We start from the raw sequence: 16,968 nt of genomic DNA, 5'->3' as shown, positions 1-16,968 counted from the left end.
GATTTGTTCAGATTTGTAAGCGAAGGACAAAAAAGGGACAAAATTAAAGACCCAAATTTTTTTTGGCTTCTCGGTGGCGATAATAGCGTTTTTTCAGCGTGTCTTGCGCCAAATCGTCTTCGCTGATGTCGTAATGGGCGCACCATTCGGTGAGTGCCTCCACGATTTTGCGGTTTGGGCGTTGGCTGTCCATGAACAAATAAAGCTCCTCGTACATCATGTTGGTAAAGAGGCGGGCAATTTGTTTTTCGCGTTCGGGTCGCACATGAAAACGCCTTTGTTTAATAAGCGATTCGCTCAAGGTGATGGCCAAGAAATGTTGGTCGGCAAGGGAGCGGATTTTGCGGACGGGGTATTGTTGGAAGGCTTGGGCGATGCGATTCCAGAGCTTTGGCTCAAAGTGCTGGCTGCTGTAAGGTCCTTGTCCGAAGGCCTGCGCCAAATAGTGGGCTAAATAGCGGGGGATGGGGATGTGATAGGTCATTGGCTTGGGCTTTTTACAAAGAAGGGGCAGAAAAAAGGACAGAAAAAGGACAAAAACACCTACCCCGAAAAAAAATGCGTTAGCTGCCTGAAGGGGCGCAGCCGCCTCCTCAAGAGGCCGAAGCGTAAGCGTAGCCGTAAGGGAGCGGCCACCCTTTTTCGGGTGGCAACGCCCAAAGAATTTTTTATTGAAGGATAGGGAGACTAAATATCATTTCCTTTCAACAAGCAGGATATTATCCAAAGAAACAACAATACTGTAATCAGGCCATTGAATAGTGAAAGGTAATTTCTTATTAAAATGCTTACAGACGAATAGCCCAACATTCAATAAACTTTTTTCGCGGTCTTTGGCCACTTTTAACTCTTCCTCAATGTTGGAAATGACTTTCGTTGTTTCTATCAGTTCATATTCCAAATAGTCTGGCTCTGTAGAATCTTTTCCACAAGGGGGTTTCTTTATCAGTTGTTGCATGAATTGAATATTGGCAAAATGTTGTCTTATCCGTTGTGTATCAAGCAAACTTACGTGGAGTTTTCCCATCTCAGGCCTTAGTCTTTTTTCTAATTCGTATGCGACGATATTTATCACACACGCTGCCTTTATTTCATCTTTCCCAATGAGTTGAATGATGTTTGATTCGCTCAAATCATCTATGTACGCCGATACATTAAACTGGTCTTTTTCCCATTCGATTTTATAAATAATATTCTGTATTGTTACGTGTGGTAAAGACATGACCATGTGATGAATAAATCTGCTATAATCCCTGTAATCAATAGAGGCTAACAGTGGAAAATTACGCATAGTATCCTCTCTATTGGGAGAATATTTTAGAACAGTATTAAAAAAATGTTCTTGTCGTTTGGTATATCGCTGCATGATTTTCAAAGAGTTTAAGCCCGCACAGATGCACGGGCTTTTGGGGTTTAATTATAAATATATTCTCCTGAAATATTATTAGCACAATACCCGCATACGCATTCATACAGCAGCTCTTTTCCTTGCATAATTCTTGCTGGCGAATGGTAAAATATACTGCTGCATTTTTCGCACTGAAATTGCCCATAGTCAGCCGTCAAACTTGACTGAAAAAAGAATAATGAAACACGAATTGTTGTTTCAAATAAGTGCTTTCTCTGTACCTTTCTCTCCAAAGAAAGTTCATAACTTTTAGCAATTTTTTGTTTTTGAATATCAGATAGTTTAGAAAATTTTTTGCCATAAATTGATAAAGATACTTTCATAATCAAATCGCATAAACGATTGTGTTTTATCCGCTCTTTTTGATACTTTTCACGATAAATTTCTCTGTTTTCAGGCTTACGCGCTTTGAGCGTTTTTTGAAAGTAAAAATTATATTTTTCGTCGGCATTATCAGCCATTTGACGAAGAATTTGTGTTGTTGGAAGTATCATAAAATCAGAAATTTAAAGGTGAAACAGGTGTGATTTTTACAGCAATTGAATCACATAAACATAAGTACAATTGAGACGATAAGAACGTATATGTTCGTACTTCTTTCAAATGATTATAAAAAGAAGAAATGTCCATTTTTTTGAGTGGCTTACAGCGTTTATGCCTTGTATTTGTAGCCTGAATTTTGTCGTTCATATACTCAAAAAATCGTTCAATATCATGCACAATATCTCCATCTAATGCTCGTAGAAAATCAGCGATTTCCTCCTCTAATTTGTTCTTTGATGAAAGAAGGCTATACTCAATCAAATACATCTTTTCGGGGTATATTGAAGATTGCGCGGGCTTCTTAGTTGGCTCATAAATCAACCCATTATCTGTTTTTGTGCAGTACATTTCGGCGATGTTATTGGCAATCTTTATCATTGTACGAATCGAAATCATATTCATTTTACGGCTTCGACAATGCGCCAACAAATCAATAGCAAGAGCAGAACCACTGACAAAAGTTTGACCAGGTTGATAAACCTCTTCCATTATCTCGGACAAACTCAAGAGCGTTATTTCTTTGCAGCTGTACTTGGATAAATTGCGCAACTGCTGTTCCACTTCGTCGAGTGCGGCTTGGGCTTGTTTTTCCAACTCCTCAATCTTTCCCAGTGCGATTTGATACTCAAGCTGTGTAGGTCGCTGCTTGAGTTCGGCTATCTCTTCTTCCAACGCGCTCGGCTCAGGCTCTGCCTGCGGCGTGGGTATGGCCGACTTCTTATGCAGACCACCCAACCCGAAACCTGCTTCGCGGACTTCTGGCGGAGCTGGTGCAACCTGCATCGGTACGTCGATGTAAAATGTTATTTGTTGTGGTACTTCTTCGGCGGTTACGTCCTGCACTTCTACCTTTGGTTTTCGTTTGTCCGCAATTGCGGACACCGATTTGGCTGTAACTTTTTGGCCTGTTGCTTGGGCTATTTCGGTGGCCTCTTGCCAAACCTCTGACCGATGTACAGGGCTGACATTAGCAAGCTCCCTGTACTGCGCTTCGTTTTGCGGCAACTCGGTAACTCCATTTTGGGCAAGCTCTTGACGCACTCCTGCGGCTTTGATGTACTGGTATGCCGTACTGCGGCCAATGCCATGTTTTTCGGAGATATACTCCTCGAAAGTATTGTAGCCTTCTCGATACAGGCGTTTTTCCTGAATCTCTAATAGAGCTGCACCGACTTCCAAAAAAGCCTGTTTGTTTTTCTCTATAACAGCCTCTAAGTCAAGAAGTCTGTTAGATTCTTGGGTTGATAATACGTTAGGCGTTGTCATAAGCAAGCGTGTCGAAGTTGATCACTTTGGTAGGGTTGGAGCGTCTCCAATCTTCATATTGCTCTTTGATAGAGGCTATCAGCAAGGCCAAAAATACAATCTCGGTATCGGCTTGCTCTTGTGCTTGCTTGTCTAAGTGAATCGTCTTGACCCAATCAACTAATTCTTGTTCCCTCTGATTATTAAGCATTTCGATGAATGCCATTAAGCTCTCGTAACCAAAGCGTATGGTTCTTGTATCGGACAAAAAGAACAGGTTATTGTAGTTCTTTTTCCAAAATCTGTACACCGTCCAAAAATTGGCATCGTATTCCTTTTTGGTGTTGTCTGTATAAGGGTTAATAAACAGGTTGTACAGAAACTCCTTGATGTATTTGGCCTCGCCCGAATTGAACTTAATCGGAATGGCGGGCATTTTGCGTGCTATTTCTACCATTTTGTTTTAGTGGCTAAGGGTTGAGACATTTTATTGGAAGGGCTAAGACTTTGGTTTTTAGATAATTCTTGCGCCTCCAAAAATTCTTTCTGTGTAATACAAGTTCTTGGGTACGAAGAATTTAACTTGTCAATCAGGAGCTTATTGCCGTATTCGTCCAATAGCAGATTGTAGGCAATAGTGGCCGATACCAATTGTTTTTTTCGCTCAAGCTCATTGAGATAAGCGTAGAAACGCTGTATGCCGTTATAGTCTTTGAGTAGGGGCTTTCTCAAATAGAACTCGCCATTTTGGTCGGTTTTATTCCAGTTCTCGCGCTCGTCCACGAAATCGAAGGAGTAAAAGCGTTTTTCAACCTGATAGCCTGTGGTGGGGTGGTTGAAATTGTAATATATTTTTGCAGTAAAAAGGCTGCTTGTATCGCTGGCTTTCAGCAGATTACGATTGCTATACATAATGATTTTGTTAAAAATTATGCAGTCAATTTTGAATTGAGCAAACAATTTCCGATGTTTGTTCTGTTAGGACTTGACCGCTTTGTCCACGTTATACTGCAAGAGATTACAGTAGTCGCTCATCACCTCCCCGTGATGGGCTATTTTTGTTTAAGCCCATTGCCTCCCGCAGCCGCGCCCCCCAACTTTTTACATTTGTCCCCACTCTTGCAGGCATCGGTAAAAAGCGGTCATTTAGAATTGTTTTTAATTGCATTGCTAAGCCTTGCGAAGGCAGGCATAACGCGCCAAAGTTTTCCACATTTCCACACCCTTTATATTTTGTTTTTAATAATGTATTCCTTACAAAATAAAAATTTATGCCGCAATTTGCGGTAGTTCCGCAAGGGATGCAATTATTCAAAACATTCAAAATCAGCGACTTATGTTGTTTTGTTTTCTTTTTCGGTTGTGTAGTGTTATTGCTTGTTTTTCTGCGCCAAGCGTTGGCTTTTTCTTCGGCTGTGGATACCTCTACGGATAGCTCCATTTCGCTGAACTCGTCCACAAAAACTTCCTCTGCTTGCACCTGTTTTTGGCCGCGTTTTGGCTTGGCTGGCGGCTCTGCTTGCTGCTGGTGTTTGAGTACCGATGCGATACATTCAGCGTTGATTTCTTCGGCTGTTTTCTCCTTGTGGATAAACTTTAGATTGACTTTGTAGGCCGTGTTGAAATGGTGAGAAGTGGGATTATTGGTTGGAGTGAGCAAGCCGAGTTGAACGCCTCTGTCAATATGGCGTTTGGCCGTGTCGGGGGACTGCTTAATGTAGCTGGCCACCAGTGCGGGGGAAAGCTCCACCATGATAGCATCAACGGCTATTTTGGTTTGTACGGCTGTTTTGGTAACGGTATTGAAGATATGTATAACGAACTTGTGATAAGCTCCACGAATTTTGTCGGCCAATCGCTCGCAAGCGTCGTTGTATTGATTGATGTCAGCGTCAAGTGCAGCGGATAATCGCTGAATATCTCTTGGGCTGATTGCGGTGGGTGTTAATACAAAACTACTCATATTATTGGTCTATAAAAAAATGATAACAATCTATCTAATTGGGCAATTGAACGGGCTTAAAGGTTATCTTTTCGCACAGTTCGACGTGGCGAATACCGTCAAACATTGACCAACATCGACATTGATAGCCTGCACGTTTTGCGTAACGGGCCAACCTTCTCCCCGATGGGATAGCGTATATTGAACAGTAGGCCATGCCTTCTTCTTCGGCAAGCCATTGAATTTCTGTATATATTTGTTCAAGCAATAATTTTGCTTTTGCTCGGGCTTTAATCTTCGATATAGTCATAATAATAATTTATAACATTCAATAATAATTTAGAAAACGGGGCAACAGATTACCCCGTCATCGGGAGGGTGAAGGCTATTATCCTACCTTCATATTTCTAAGGTCGGCCAATGCTTCTTTGGCACGGCGGCATAATCGCGGCTAAGGAATTTTGTTTTTCCTTGTATGCCAACAACTCATCTAATTGAGCCTTAAACGGCTCTAATTGCTTGCTAAACTTGGCGCACAAACTATCGTTATGCTTGTGTTTTTTTAGCATCTCCTCGCAAAACGCGATGTTATCGCGGAGATATAATTCATTGTCGCTCATCATATCCGAAAGATGTTTTGCACAAAGTGAACGGGTCGCCCTGTGCGGCCTAAATACTTTTTTACTTCTTCTTTTGTGGCCTTGTCCATATTTTTGGAACACACAAAAAATTCATTATATTTGCGTCGCATTATCATAAAACATTAAAGTTTTTTAGCCCTGCACACGCGCCAACGTTGCAGGGCTTTTTTTGTGAATAATTAAACCATTGGCCGCTGAAAATCAGCATAAAGAACTTTTTGCGATTTGGCCAAAATCGCGGTGGCAAAACACGGCGCAAGGCTGCCCCATGCTTTTGAACAACTAACGGTAAACTATTTAAACACACCAATTTCTACCTCAAAGAACTGATTGCCACACGTTTGCGGCCTTGTAAATCGTGGTAGCAGTACCACCACAATTTGGAATTAGCGAATACTTAAAATCTGGCATCATGCTCATTCTTCAGCGCGGAAACAGCAGATTACAGTAAGTTGTGTTACGCTGAATTGCAACCGTAGCAGGAATCGAACCTGCATCTTGGCATTGTTGCCACGCTCTAAGCCATACTTTTTAAGCTATACGGTTTCCGTTGGTGGCACTACCGACCACCTTCTTCGGGTAATGATTTAGTAATGTGTTGGCTATTTGCACAGCTTGTTAATAATGGACTTGAAAACTCCTTGTGCTTTTTCAAGCTCATCAATCGCGCGTGAAACCTCCTCTAAAAGCGAATCCCCTTCCTCAATAGTCTCAAGAACTCTACGTTCAAGAATCAACTCACTGTCTGCTGTTTTTATCAGCTTACTGAAGACTTTTTCAACAGTTGAGGCCTCTACTTTATTTAGTGCTGCCATCGGCTACTATTTCGTTTTGATTAGCTGGTTTATATAGTGGTATTGTCTTGGCCAGATATTCAATATGAACAGTGAGAAACTCTAAATCTCCCCTTAGTCTGGCACGAAGCGATTCCCCGTCTTTGTAATTAAACCTCTGGCAAAAGTCATTGGTCAAACCTGTTTTCCCGTTTCGCTTTAGCCCTTTATACTCCTCCTTGATTTTTTCTGCATCCATAATTCACAGTTGATTTTAGTTAAATTTCAATGCGAGTGGCTATTTTTCTTACACAATGGCATTCTTTTTGTTACCAACTTATTATATTTGCACACTATATGTACATAATGTGTGTAAGAATTGATACAAATATCAGTTGAAATAAACTGAATTACAAAATAAAACTTAACAAAATTTATTTTCAAGTATGGACAAAAAGAAAAAAGGCCTTTTAATCAAGGATTTACGCCTTAAAAAAAACATGAAGCAAATTGATTTAGCTAAAGCAATTGGCATAACTTCGGCTTCTTTATCTGCATATGAGCAAGGTGCAACTAATCCTTCAACTGAAAATTTAGCCGCATTAGCTAAATTCTTTGAGGTTCCTATAGAATACTTTAATTCAAATGAGCCAGAAGAGATTTTGAAAACAGAAAGCTGGAAAGACCAGATGATAGAAGAGGTTAGAGCTATCAAAGAAAAGATGCAAGAGGAAATAAACTTTCTAAGAGAGCAGTTGAGGGAAAAGGATACTACAATTCATGAATTAACCGCCATACTGGGAAAGCAGTAGGTAAGTAAAGTGCCTCATGGTCAGCAACTTATTTTTGGGAGATAACTCCTAAAAAATTTTGCTTACTGGCTTTACTTACTAATAATTACATTCGCTGTAATTAGAGGCTGATATTCAATGTATTATGATTGTTTTGAAGTTTGCTTTCAAAATTTACAAATGTGATATTGCCACAACTTAAAACGCGATAACGACAACGGGATAAAGTTGTGATTTGCTTTCAAAATTTACAAATGTGATATTGCCACAACGCAGGAGCTTATAAAACGCTGTAAATCAAGGTTTAGTGTGCAATGTTAGAATGACAAAAAAAGCTCCAAATCGGAGCTTTTTTGCGTTTTCGGCTGAGTTTTTGCCATTCTAACAATACACTTGCGGTGCTAAAACAGTTCTAATTGCTGCGGATTATGCGGATTTTTCCGCTTGAGGCAGCCGTCGTAAAGTTCCAATTCCCCAAATTGTTTGTCCGTAATACACATAATGCAAATTTGCCCTTCTACGGGCAGCCATTTTTTAACGCGCCCGATGTGTACGTCGGCTTTTTCGCGGCTGGCGCAATGGCGCGCATAAATCGAATACTGAAACATCATAAAGCCATCTTTCTGCAAACGCTTCCGAAAGTCGGCATACCGACGGCGGTTTTCGGGCGTTTCGGTCGGCAAATCAAACATCACAATTACCCACATAATCCTGTAAGCGTTAAAACGTTCTGCACTGTAAAACATATAGTTATTTTTTGAGATAGCCTTCAAAATGCGGATAGAAAATCGTTTTGCTTTTTCGGGCAAAGCATTTGGCCAGCGAAGCGGTACTGCGTTCGATGGCCGCGCTCATGGTGTGGCGTTGTTTGGCGTGCCAAACGTCTTGGGTTACGATGCCCAGCACTTCGCGTTTGATGGCTGGCGTGAGTCCGTCGAGGCTGTCGGCCAGTTCGGGATTGCGACGCAAAAGCCCCAACACGAGTGCATCTGCAAAAGGGCGATACGGTTCCATGATGTCATCGGCGAGGCAATAAGCATTGTATTGGTTTCGGTGAAAAATGCCCAGTGTGGGAAGCAGGCCAGAGGCCACCAAACTCCGCGCCACCATCGCCCGCACGATGGCGTAAGCGTAATTCAGTAAATTGTTGGGCGGCAAGCCGTCGGGACTGCGCCGAAAGTCGGCATCTTCCTCAAACAAATGTTTCCAGTAATAAGCCGCCGCACGTGCTTCTTTGTTGTCGGGGTCGCCTGCTTTGATGTCCTCTGCCCAACGCCAAAGCGGTTGGGCTGGGCGTTGGAGCATTTCTAACAAAGTAGCCTGATTGCGGATTTTGGCTTGTACGGTTTGTTGCCAAAGTTGTTTTTTCAGTGGCTCGGTAGCGGCGATTTGTTCCCGAAAATGTGCGGATTGTAATGTGTTGCCGTGCAAATTGAGCATCAGGCCAGTAGGCAAATGTTGCGAGTTACAGCAAATTAACGCAATGTTTTGGCTGAGCATTTCTGTAACAAGTGCTTGGGTAATCGTGATTTGTGGATTATCCAGAATCACAATGCCCACTTCTTCGAGTGGCGTGGTGTGCGGTGTTTCGGCATTGGGTTGGTGTATGACCAACTGGCTAAGGCGCAAATGCAGTTTGGCGGGATTGCCAAAATAGAGTGTTTTTGCGGACATGGTTTGGAGAAGTTAAAGTAAAGAGAAAGATATTAAGCTGTTGTGCAGCAGAGGATTGGCACGCAAAAACTTTGCCAAAACATACATATAGTATATTTTTATGATAATTTAGTGAAATTACTTTTGTAGAAATAAGGCGATAATTTCCCCAAAAACTATACAAATGCAGTATTGCCACGCACCCGAAAAACCGCCAGCTTTGCCCTAAACCCCAAAACAGGATACAACCATGAAATATTTTAAACTATTATTTGTGATATGCGGTTTGTGCTGCGCGATGGCCGCTCCCGTAATGGCGCAAACCGTAGAAGTGGAGAAAGTCCACGAAATTTCGCGCCGCGCCAAACGTGGCTATTTGGCTAAAATGGATTTTGACGAGGCCAAAGGCCAATACACACTGTACTTTGTGGTGTCCGAAAACAAACGCCGCATCAAATTGGAAGTTTATACCTTCGACCGCGATTTTAACCTCGTAGAGCAACACGAAGAAGAAGAAATGGTGGAGCAATTGAGCAAAAAATACAAGTGGTTCAAATATGTAAGCCCTGAAAAAGAGGTAATTATATGGGAAAATGTAACCGTCGAATCTAATTTTGTCGGTACGTTGGTGCTCAAAAAGAAACAGATTACCCGCAAATGGAGCTGGTATTATGGCGGCTATTCGACAGATGTGAAATTGTTGGAAAAAATAAAACCTCGTTCGGAAGGCGGCGATAAATATTACTACAAAGCGCATTACGAAGACGAAAAAACAGGCAATTTGATTGTGGTGGCTTCTACCAAAAACAAGGATGCCAATAAAAACTTTGAGGTGCTTAAGTTTAATCGCTCAGGAGAGTTGTTGGAACGCACGAATTTGGGCTTTAAGTTTGCCATGATGCCGATTTTTACGCGTCGTATTACCCAACCCGACCCCGACGATGCCGAATCTACGATTAGTGTAGGTGCGTTTATGATTTTTGCGCCCATCAAAGAAGCCAAAGAAAATACCAACCCCGACCCAACTGCCTACGAAATCGTGCGCATTGACAACGATTTGAAAGTCGAGAAAGCTCCATTTAAGGCAGAAACCGCATATTGGCGCGTGGACGAAGCTCTCGAAGACGGCAAAGGCAATTATTATTTTTATGGCGTAGCCGTAGAAGATGATCGTTACTATAATTTCATTCCTACGCCGCGCAAATTCAAATCGGTGCAGTTGCTTAAATTTAATAACATTGCCAACAAAGTAGAATATGTAACGGCTACCAATATTAAAGAAATGCTGACCAAAGCCGTGAATCCGCCATCGCAACGCCGCGAACCCGAATACACGGGCGGACCGTTTAGTGTCAAAGGCTCATTTGTGAATGAAGAAGGCGAATTCTTTTTGTATGGCCAAAACTACAAGGCAGATAGCAAAGGCGCGATTACTTACAAAGATGTAATTGGTTTGTATTTCGATCCGAAAGGCGCGTTGCGTGCCATGTATGGCATCGACCCTGTGGAAAACAATCGGAATGCTAAATCGTTGGGCGCACCACAATATTTGTTGCCTGCTGGCTTGTCTGGAAAATATATGTATTGGATGCTTACCGAAATAGATGGCTTTGATTTGGGAGAAAATCGATTAGAGCTATATCCGCGTATTGCGCGCATCAGTAAAGCAGACGGAAGTATTACTGATTTCTTGACGCTGGGTGTAGTGGATAAGAAAAAATATTATTTGGATAGCAAATATCCGTATTTTAAGTTAGGCGATGGCCGTCTGGTGTTCTTCGGTTCGTCTTCCAACGGCAAGCGTTTGTATTTCTCGCGTGTTCGTTTTGACTAAACAGCTAAAATTTCGCTAATTACACAACAAGGCGTATGATAAATGCGGGCAAGGCTTTAGGGCTTTGCCCGTTTTTTTGTGGTAAATGCGTAGTTTTGCGACAGTTATTTTTTAGGTAAAAATTTTGTAACAATGCAAATTTGTCGGCTTACGCTTTTGGTTCGGGACTACGACGAGGCGATAGAATTTTATACACAACGTTTGGGTTTCGTCAAGCAAACCGACGACAATTGGGGCGAGGGCTTTCGGTTTGTGGTGCTTTCTGCGGCTCAACAACCAGATTTTCAGTTAATTATTACGCGGGCTACCGACGACGATTTGTTGGGTTTGGTGGGAAGGCAAGCGGGGTATCATCAGTTTTTTGCCTTGCGGGTTTCGGATTGTGCGGCCAGTTATGCGCAACTCAAAGCCAACGGCATAGACTTTATCAGCGAGCCGCGCGAAATGATGTACGGTACAGAAGCCTCATTTCGAGATCTTTACGGAAATATCATCGGTTTGATTTCGCCAGTTGTTTTATAAAAACGAAACCGCGATTTACTGAAATAGATTGTTTCTCAGTAAATCGCGGTTTCGTTTTGGGGGTTAATAGCGCGGTGGTTGTTGCTGCTGTTTGCGCATTTTCATCATTTCTTGTTGCAGGTCTAACACAATGCTTGTAAGTTTCTGCAAAGACATATCAATTTCGGGTAACTGCATGGAAATAAACATTTTAGCTTCCCAAATTTCGAGTACGTCATCGGCCAATACGCCGTAATCTTCAAACTCTGGGTTGTCGGAACTAAGCAAAAATGTTCCGTTTTCTTGTATTTGGTTGGTTATCCATTTACAAATAATGCCGTGTCGGGCGGTTACTAAAATATAAATTTTCCCAGAAATAAGATTGTACCAGTTTCGCACGTAGCTCCCGATGACGACTGTACCTTTGGGTATCGAAAGCATGGTCTCGTTTCCAGCCTCAAAAGCGCGATAAACTTGGCCTTGTGGCAGCGTTGGTAACGAAAATTTGGGCAATTTTTCCAAAAACTCAGGACTTGCGAAGCCTTTTAGGTACGCTGGCACGTTGTTTTGGGTAACGTATTCGATGTTTTCTTGGTTGTTATTATCCACCGTAACAGACAACACTCGTATTTTTTTTGCTTCTGCATACTCCTGATTATGAGCATTATAGCGTGATTGCGGCATAGGCGAAGGTGCCTGGCGCACAGGTTGTGGAGGAGTAGGAGGGGGCGTGTAGGTTGGCTGCATAGGTGTTGTATAGCGTGGCAATGGCTCAGGCCTTGGGCGCGGCGCATCAAATTTCCGTTCGGTTTGGTGGCTTTTGGTCGGCAAAGCGTCTTCGCTGTTGCTGGTCAAATCCTCGTTCATGAGGCTATCCACCGAAACGCCGAACACTTCGGCCATGTTTTGCAAGTTATTTAGGCGAGGGTCGGCGCGTGCTTCTTCATAAGCTCCTAACAATGAGCGTTTTATCCCAATCATGGCGGCCATTTTTTCTTGGGTTAGCCCCATGCGCTTACGCAAAAAACGGATATTATTGCTAACGATACTTCTCACAAGCAGACTAAAAAATATTGATAATCAGTTATTTACAAAATTGTAGTATGCACAAATATAGCAAATAGCGGTGTTATACTAAAAATTTTAGTTAAATAAAGTTATAATAAAATGTAATTTGCTGTAATTCAGGTATTTGTATGATGGTTATTGTTGTTTTTATTAATATTTGTTATATAAATTTTGTAAATATGTTAAGTAAAAATAGAACGACAATAAAAAACACACAGTAGGGGAGTTGAGCTAGGCTTACTGTGTGTTTTAATTATGCGTAATGTGCTTACAATCAGGAAATTAATATTCTATTTCGTAGATTTTTGTTTGGCCACGACCTACAAAAGCACTGTCTTTGGTAATTGTCGTTATACCATTTTTAATTCTTTTGATATCGAAATAGGTATATTGATTTCCAGCTGTTGTGCTTATTTCTTCGATTTGTGTAAATGCGCCACCGTTTTTGGTGAATGATCTACCAATCCTCGTATATGTTCCTCCGTTGTAATAGCGGTTACAGCTAAAATAGTCTCCGTCGGCCACAGGGTTGAAGTTTTTATAGACGACCTTCAGTGTAGCGATACTTGGCACATGGATTTCTGTATTAACAATAGCACTCCCATTAGTAACATAGAATTTTCGACTTTGGGTAATATAACCACCACCTCTTTGTGCCGTAATATAATAACTTCCGCTGTGTAGTTCTTCTTCTTTTGCTTTGAAAGAAAAAGAGATAGTACCGTCAGCTGCCGTTACTCCTCTGCCTATCAGGCGGCCAACAGATGATTCACTCCATTCAAGTTCTACTAAAGTATTGGCCAAGGGCGTAATAGAGCCTTCGCCCGTAGTTATTTTTACATTGAATGTCATGCAGTTATCTGTACAACCTACGTTAATAGCAGAGTCATCTCTGTAATAAGGTGTGCCACAACCTGTTATGAGTAGCAACACGGCGGCAATGGTGAGTAGCGGTAATGTTTTCATGATAAAAATAAAAGACAAAATGTTTGTTATGCAAATATAATGAACAAATAGAATAATATAATATTAAGAAGCGTTTTGTTTTGGTTTAAAATGTTTGTTATATAAATTTTATAAATATGTAAAACAGTAAACTATCAAATAAAACAATAAATTTGCACAAACTGTATTTATTTATGTTCCTCAAAAACACCATTATAGGAGCGGGGCTATTACTTTCGTTTTTTACTAAAAGCCCTGAACATCAATTTCATAGCAGCATTACGCAGATAGATTACAATGCCCAAACCAAGCATTTTGAAATATCCATTCGCACCTTTTCCGACGATTTGGAAAAAGGTGTAGGTAAGGCCGCGCATCTGCCTGATTTCAGGATAGACCGCCATGCGCAAGCCAATGCCCTAACGGAAAGTTATGTTCGCAAATGCTTTGTTTTCAAAGAAAAAAACAAAATCTTGCCTTTTCAGTTTGTAGGAAAAGAGATCGAAAACGAAGTTACTTGGATTTATTTGGAAGTGCCTGCTCGCCATTGCGACCGCCTACAACTGGACTGCCGATTTCTTACAGACGTTTTTGGAGACCAAAAAAATATTGTAAATGTTCAATGTGCTAAGGATAACAAAAAAAGCTATCTTTTCGACATCGAAAAAACTTCTATCCAATGAAAACAATTCTTATCACAGGCGGCACGGGTTTAGTCGGTTTGCGCCTGTCGGAAATATTGCAAGAAAAAGGTTATCGCGTTTTGCACCTGAGTCGCCACCGAAACCCAAACGCGAAATTTGCGGCTTATGCTTGGGACATTGTCCAAAAACAAATAGATACGGAAGCCTTGCTGCAAGCCGATGCCATCGTGCATTTGGCAGGGGCAAATATTGCTGATGCGCCTTGGACTCCCGAAAAACGCCGCAACATCATCGAAAGCCGCACGGATTCGGCTACGCTTTTGGCCGAAACGCTTGCCACTTTGCCCAACCACCACGTCCGAACATTTGTATCAGCTTCGGCGATTGGCATTTATGGCATAGACACGGGTGATGCGTGGTTGTACGAAAACCAAACGCCCGACAATGGCGCAGGTTTTCCAGCGGAAGTTACAAGGCTTTGGGAAAAAGCCGTACAACCCATTGCCGCACAAGGAATTAGACTTGTAAAAATGCGCATTGGAATTGTATTGAGCGAAAAAGGTGGCGCATTGCCGCAAATGGCCGCACCTGTTCGGTTTGGGTTTGGGGCGGCTTTGGCTTCGGGCAAACAATATACGTCTTGGATACACATCGACGACCTTTGCCGTATGTTCGTGTGGGCAATCGAGAACCCGAAAGCCGAAGGCACATACAACGCCGTCGCGCCGACACCCGTTACCAATGCCGAACTGACCAAGCAAATCGCCAAGACGTTACACCGCCCTTTGTGGTTGCCCAACGTGCCACTTTTTGCGCTGCGCCTCATCGCCTCCGACATGGCCGACGTAGTGGCGGGTAGCAATCGCGTATCTTGCCAACGCATTGAAAAAGAAGGTTTTATTTTTCAGTTTCCGCAATTGCCCGAAGCCCTACAAAATTTATTGTTGCGGTAATGGCGCGGCAAAAAATTGATAAATAACAAAATGCCTCACAATCGCACTTCTGAATTTAAGTAGTTGATTATGAGGCATTTTGTTATTTAAACTAAGAAATTTCTTGTTGCGTTAAATCCTGTAACACTTCCGACACGTCGCGCAAAGCAGACGGCGCAAAAAACGAATTGATACGCACGATTACTTGCTGAATAATGCCATCAGGACAAGAAGCTCCCGCCGTAATCAGGATTTTAGGCGGCGCGGCGGCGATTGGCGTTTCAGGCAAAAACGAAGCAATGACCGTTTTCTTTTGGCCATAATCATAATGCCTGATTTCGTGCGCCGAAAGTATATCTATCTCACTTTCAATATAATAGGCTTTATCTCCAAATTGCTGTTGCGCCATTTTGTAAAGCTGCGAGGTGTTAGAGCTATTTTTTCCACCAATCACAAAAGCATAATCTCCTTGATTGTCGAAGAGCTTGGCGGCGGCGTTTTGGTTTACGTTTGTGGCATAACAAAGCGTGTCTTGCGTTCTGCCCAAATGCTGATTAATTTGTTCCGCACCATATTTTTCGGTCAGTGTTTTTTTGAAAAGTGCTGAAATTTCAAGCGTTTCGGAAGCCAATAGCGTTGTTTGGTTTACGAGGGCTATTTTTTCCAAATGCTTGAGCGGCTCGAAACCTTCCGAATGACGACCAAATAAATATTGGTTGAAATCATCAATTGCATCAGGCGCACCAGCTATCACATTTGCCACGATTTGCGCCTCGAACAAATCCCGAACTACCAGCACATGGCCATATTGCGCCGCTTGCGAAAAGCTCGCGCGTGTTTCTTCATGTTCAAATTTTCCGTGAATAATCACCGTAAAACCTTTGCGCGCGTAATCACTGGCTCTGTTCCAAACATTTTCCACGAGCCTACACGTAGCATCGTAATACGTGATATTCAATCCTTTACGAATCAATTTTGTTTTATCTTCGTTGGTCGCGCCGAAGGCAGGCACAATCACGACATCATTTTCTTCTATCTTATCCCAAAGCAGTGTTCCGTCTGGGGCTTTGGTGGCTACGCCTTTTTCATTTTGCAAATACGAAAGTCCACGACGCGCCAAATCTTCATTGACGAAAGGATTATGAATCAACTCACTAAGCATAAAAATACGCTTGTCGGGGTTTTCCGTAAGGGCAGAGTACGCAATATCTATGGCATTAGAAACGCCCAAACAAAAACCAAAATGACTGGCTACCAAATATTTAACAGCTCCAAAATCCAGCAAACCCGCAGAGCCTGCACTTCCTTCTTGGCGGCGCAACGTTTGTTTGAGAGCCGTACAAATTTGACTTTGGTATAGTGGCGAATTGGCAAAATTCATTTCATATTCCTGCGCTTTGCTGTGTTTGAATGCTCGCGAAATATTTTTTTGACCCAAATACGGAATTTTTAGCAGATAATCAGTCAGTTGCGGAACAATGATTTTAAACCATTCCGTAAAAGTATGCGGCTCGGCCTGCATACGTGCTTCCAGTTTCTCCAAAGAAACATACTCGTAAGCGTCGGCCTCAGCAGGGTTGGGGTGAATTTCTCCCTCATAAATCCCTACAAAAACATGGTCAAGTTCGTGTTCAATGAGTCCGTGTCCCACATCGGCGCGATACGTGAACGTAAACAGCTCATACAACGCGCAATCAAAACCCATTTCTTCTTGTAGGCGGCGATGCGCGGCGGCTTCGTTGGTTTCGGCCTCTCGTGGATGGCTGCAACAAGCATTTGTCCAAAGACCAGCCGAATGATATTTGGTAGCGGCTCTGCGATGAATAAGCATACGGTTATTTCGGTCAAAAATCAACACGGAAATAGCACGGTGCAACTTGCCTTCGTGGTGCGCTTGCATTTTTTCCATAAGCCCCTGAGGTTCATCAGCGGCATTTACTAATATTACAAATTCTTCTGTTGATGTCATGTCTGATAAACTTTGCGCCTTTTCCAAATGTTTTGGGGGTAGCAGCCGACAAAGATACAAAAACAATGGTTAGTTGCTG

At 42.2% G+C, this 16,968-nt stretch carries 20 protein-coding genes and 1 tRNA gene; 5 read left to right on the top strand and 16 right to left on the bottom strand.

The genetic code is table 11. From position 1 onward, the window contains the following. Nucleotides 1–43 precede the first annotated feature (43 nt). From BM090_RS18185 to BM090_RS13560, 11 genes are all read right to left on the bottom strand, one after another. Complete coding sequence (locus tag BM090_RS18185; protein WP_143083979.1) at nucleotides 44–484, bottom strand: hypothetical protein; 441 nt, start codon at nucleotides 482–484, stop codon at nucleotides 44–46. Between the two features lie 210 nt (nucleotides 485–694). Beyond that, nucleotides 695–1,366 carry a hypothetical protein gene (locus BM090_RS13605; protein WP_091514227.1) on the bottom strand — a complete coding sequence of 224 codons (672 nt, stop codon included), beginning with the start codon at nucleotides 1,364–1,366 and terminating at the stop codon, nucleotides 695–697. A gap of 47 nt (nucleotides 1,367–1,413) precedes the next feature. Next, on the bottom strand, nucleotides 1,414–1,902 hold the full coding sequence (locus BM090_RS13600; RefSeq protein WP_177199937.1) for a hypothetical protein: 489 nt from the start codon (nucleotides 1,900–1,902) through the stop codon (nucleotides 1,414–1,416). Nucleotides 1,903–1,906: 4 nt separating this feature from the next. Then, the gene (locus tag BM090_RS13595) at nucleotides 1,907–3,217 is read right to left on the bottom strand and encodes a hypothetical protein (RefSeq protein ID WP_091514220.1); all 1,311 of its coding nucleotides are present in this window, start codon (nucleotides 3,215–3,217) and stop codon (nucleotides 1,907–1,909) included. Beyond that, a complete protein-coding gene (locus BM090_RS13590) occupies nucleotides 3,204–3,653 on the bottom strand; it encodes a hypothetical protein (RefSeq protein ID WP_091514216.1) in 450 nt (149 codons plus the stop codon). The genes BM090_RS13595 and BM090_RS13590 overlap by 14 nt, the downstream gene beginning before the upstream one ends. Then, on the bottom strand, nucleotides 3,647–4,108 hold the full coding sequence (locus tag BM090_RS13585; RefSeq protein WP_091514213.1) for a hypothetical protein: 462 nt from the start codon (nucleotides 4,106–4,108) through the stop codon (nucleotides 3,647–3,649). The genes BM090_RS13590 and BM090_RS13585 overlap by 7 nt, the downstream gene beginning before the upstream one ends. Before the next feature lie 106 nt (nucleotides 4,109–4,214). Next, nucleotides 4,215–5,159, bottom strand: a complete 945-nt coding sequence (locus BM090_RS13580) for a hypothetical protein (RefSeq protein WP_091514209.1) — start codon at nucleotides 5,157–5,159, stop codon at nucleotides 4,215–4,217. 386 nt (nucleotides 5,160–5,545) lie between these two features. After that, nucleotides 5,546–5,761 carry a hypothetical protein gene (locus BM090_RS13570; RefSeq protein ID WP_091514200.1) on the bottom strand — a complete coding sequence of 72 codons (216 nt, stop codon included), beginning with the start codon at nucleotides 5,759–5,761 and terminating at the stop codon, nucleotides 5,546–5,548. Between the two features lie 488 nt (nucleotides 5,762–6,249). After that, nucleotides 6,250–6,325: transfer RNA gene (locus BM090_RS18420), tRNA-OTHER, on the bottom strand. 56 nt (nucleotides 6,326–6,381) lie between these two features. Next, complete coding sequence (locus tag BM090_RS13565) at nucleotides 6,382–6,594, bottom strand: hypothetical protein (RefSeq protein WP_091514196.1); 213 nt, start codon at nucleotides 6,592–6,594, stop codon at nucleotides 6,382–6,384. Next, entirely contained in the window at nucleotides 6,578–6,811 is a 234-nt protein-coding gene (locus BM090_RS13560) for a hypothetical protein (RefSeq protein ID WP_091514193.1), read from the bottom strand. Before BM090_RS13560 ends, BM090_RS13565 begins: the two co-directional genes overlap by 17 nt. Nucleotides 6,812–6,998: 187 nt before the next feature. On the opposite strand from BM090_RS13560, the gene BM090_RS13555 reads away from it, so the two are divergent. Then, entirely contained in the window at nucleotides 6,999–7,364 is a 366-nt protein-coding gene (locus tag BM090_RS13555; RefSeq protein WP_091514191.1) for a helix-turn-helix domain-containing protein, read from the top strand. Nucleotides 7,365–7,744: 380 nt separating this feature from the next. Here BM090_RS13555 and cas2 read toward each other — a convergent pair whose 3' ends face one another. Together cas2 and cas1 are read right to left on the bottom strand one after the other, a co-directional pair. Next, nucleotides 7,745–8,089, bottom strand: a complete 345-nt coding sequence (cas2, locus tag BM090_RS13550) for a CRISPR-associated endonuclease Cas2 (RefSeq protein ID WP_091514188.1) — start codon at nucleotides 8,087–8,089, stop codon at nucleotides 7,745–7,747. 4 nt (nucleotides 8,090–8,093) lie between these two features. Then, complete coding sequence (gene cas1, locus BM090_RS13545) at nucleotides 8,094–9,017, bottom strand: type II CRISPR-associated endonuclease Cas1 (RefSeq protein WP_091514185.1); 924 nt, start codon at nucleotides 9,015–9,017, stop codon at nucleotides 8,094–8,096. Nucleotides 9,018–9,246: 229 nt separating this feature from the next. Between cas1 and BM090_RS13540 the strand changes: the two genes are divergently transcribed. Continuing rightward, nucleotides 9,247–10,830, top strand: a complete 1,584-nt coding sequence (locus BM090_RS13540) for a hypothetical protein (protein WP_143083978.1) — start codon at nucleotides 9,247–9,249, stop codon at nucleotides 10,828–10,830. Between the two features lie 132 nt (nucleotides 10,831–10,962). Continuing rightward, nucleotides 10,963–11,352, top strand: coding sequence for a VOC family protein (locus tag BM090_RS13535; protein WP_091514178.1), 390 nt, complete (start codon nucleotides 10,963–10,965; stop codon nucleotides 11,350–11,352). A 63-nt stretch (nucleotides 11,353–11,415) separates the two neighbouring features. Here BM090_RS13535 and BM090_RS13530 read toward each other — a convergent pair whose 3' ends face one another. Next, a complete protein-coding gene (locus BM090_RS13530) occupies nucleotides 11,416–12,387 on the bottom strand; it encodes an XRE family transcriptional regulator (protein ID WP_245756730.1) in 972 nt (323 codons plus the stop codon). Nucleotides 12,388–12,681: 294 nt separating this feature from the next. After that, nucleotides 12,682–13,365: a hypothetical protein gene (locus BM090_RS13525; RefSeq protein ID WP_091514168.1), complete on the bottom strand. Its 684-nt coding sequence runs from the start codon at nucleotides 13,363–13,365 to the stop codon at nucleotides 12,682–12,684. Between the two features lie 173 nt (nucleotides 13,366–13,538). Here BM090_RS13525 and BM090_RS13520 point away from each other — a divergent pair, with 173 nt between their 5' ends. Together BM090_RS13520 and BM090_RS13515 are read left to right on the top strand one after the other, a co-directional pair. Beyond that, a complete protein-coding gene (locus BM090_RS13520; protein WP_091514164.1) occupies nucleotides 13,539–14,027 on the top strand; it encodes a DUF6702 family protein in 489 nt (162 codons plus the stop codon). After that, nucleotides 14,024–14,941 (top strand): TIGR01777 family oxidoreductase, encoded by a 918-nt coding sequence (locus tag BM090_RS13515; protein WP_091514160.1) that lies wholly within the window; start codon nucleotides 14,024–14,026, stop codon nucleotides 14,939–14,941. The genes BM090_RS13520 and BM090_RS13515 overlap by 4 nt, the downstream gene beginning before the upstream one ends. A 91-nt stretch (nucleotides 14,942–15,032) precedes the next feature. On the opposite strand, the gene ispH is transcribed toward BM090_RS13515, so the two are convergent. After that, on the bottom strand, nucleotides 15,033–16,889 hold the full coding sequence (gene ispH / locus BM090_RS13510) for a 4-hydroxy-3-methylbut-2-enyl diphosphate reductase (protein ID WP_091514157.1): 1,857 nt from the start codon (nucleotides 16,887–16,889) through the stop codon (nucleotides 15,033–15,035). Nucleotides 16,890–16,968 lie beyond the last annotated feature (79 nt).

Origin of the sequence: Flexibacter flexilis DSM 6793 (assembly GCF_900112255.1) — a bacterium.
Lineage (GTDB): Bacteria > Bacteroidota > Bacteroidia > Cytophagales > Flexibacteraceae > Flexibacter > Flexibacter flexilis.
The sequence above is the reverse complement of the archived record's forward strand: the minus strand, read 5'-3'. Positions and strand labels throughout refer to the sequence as shown.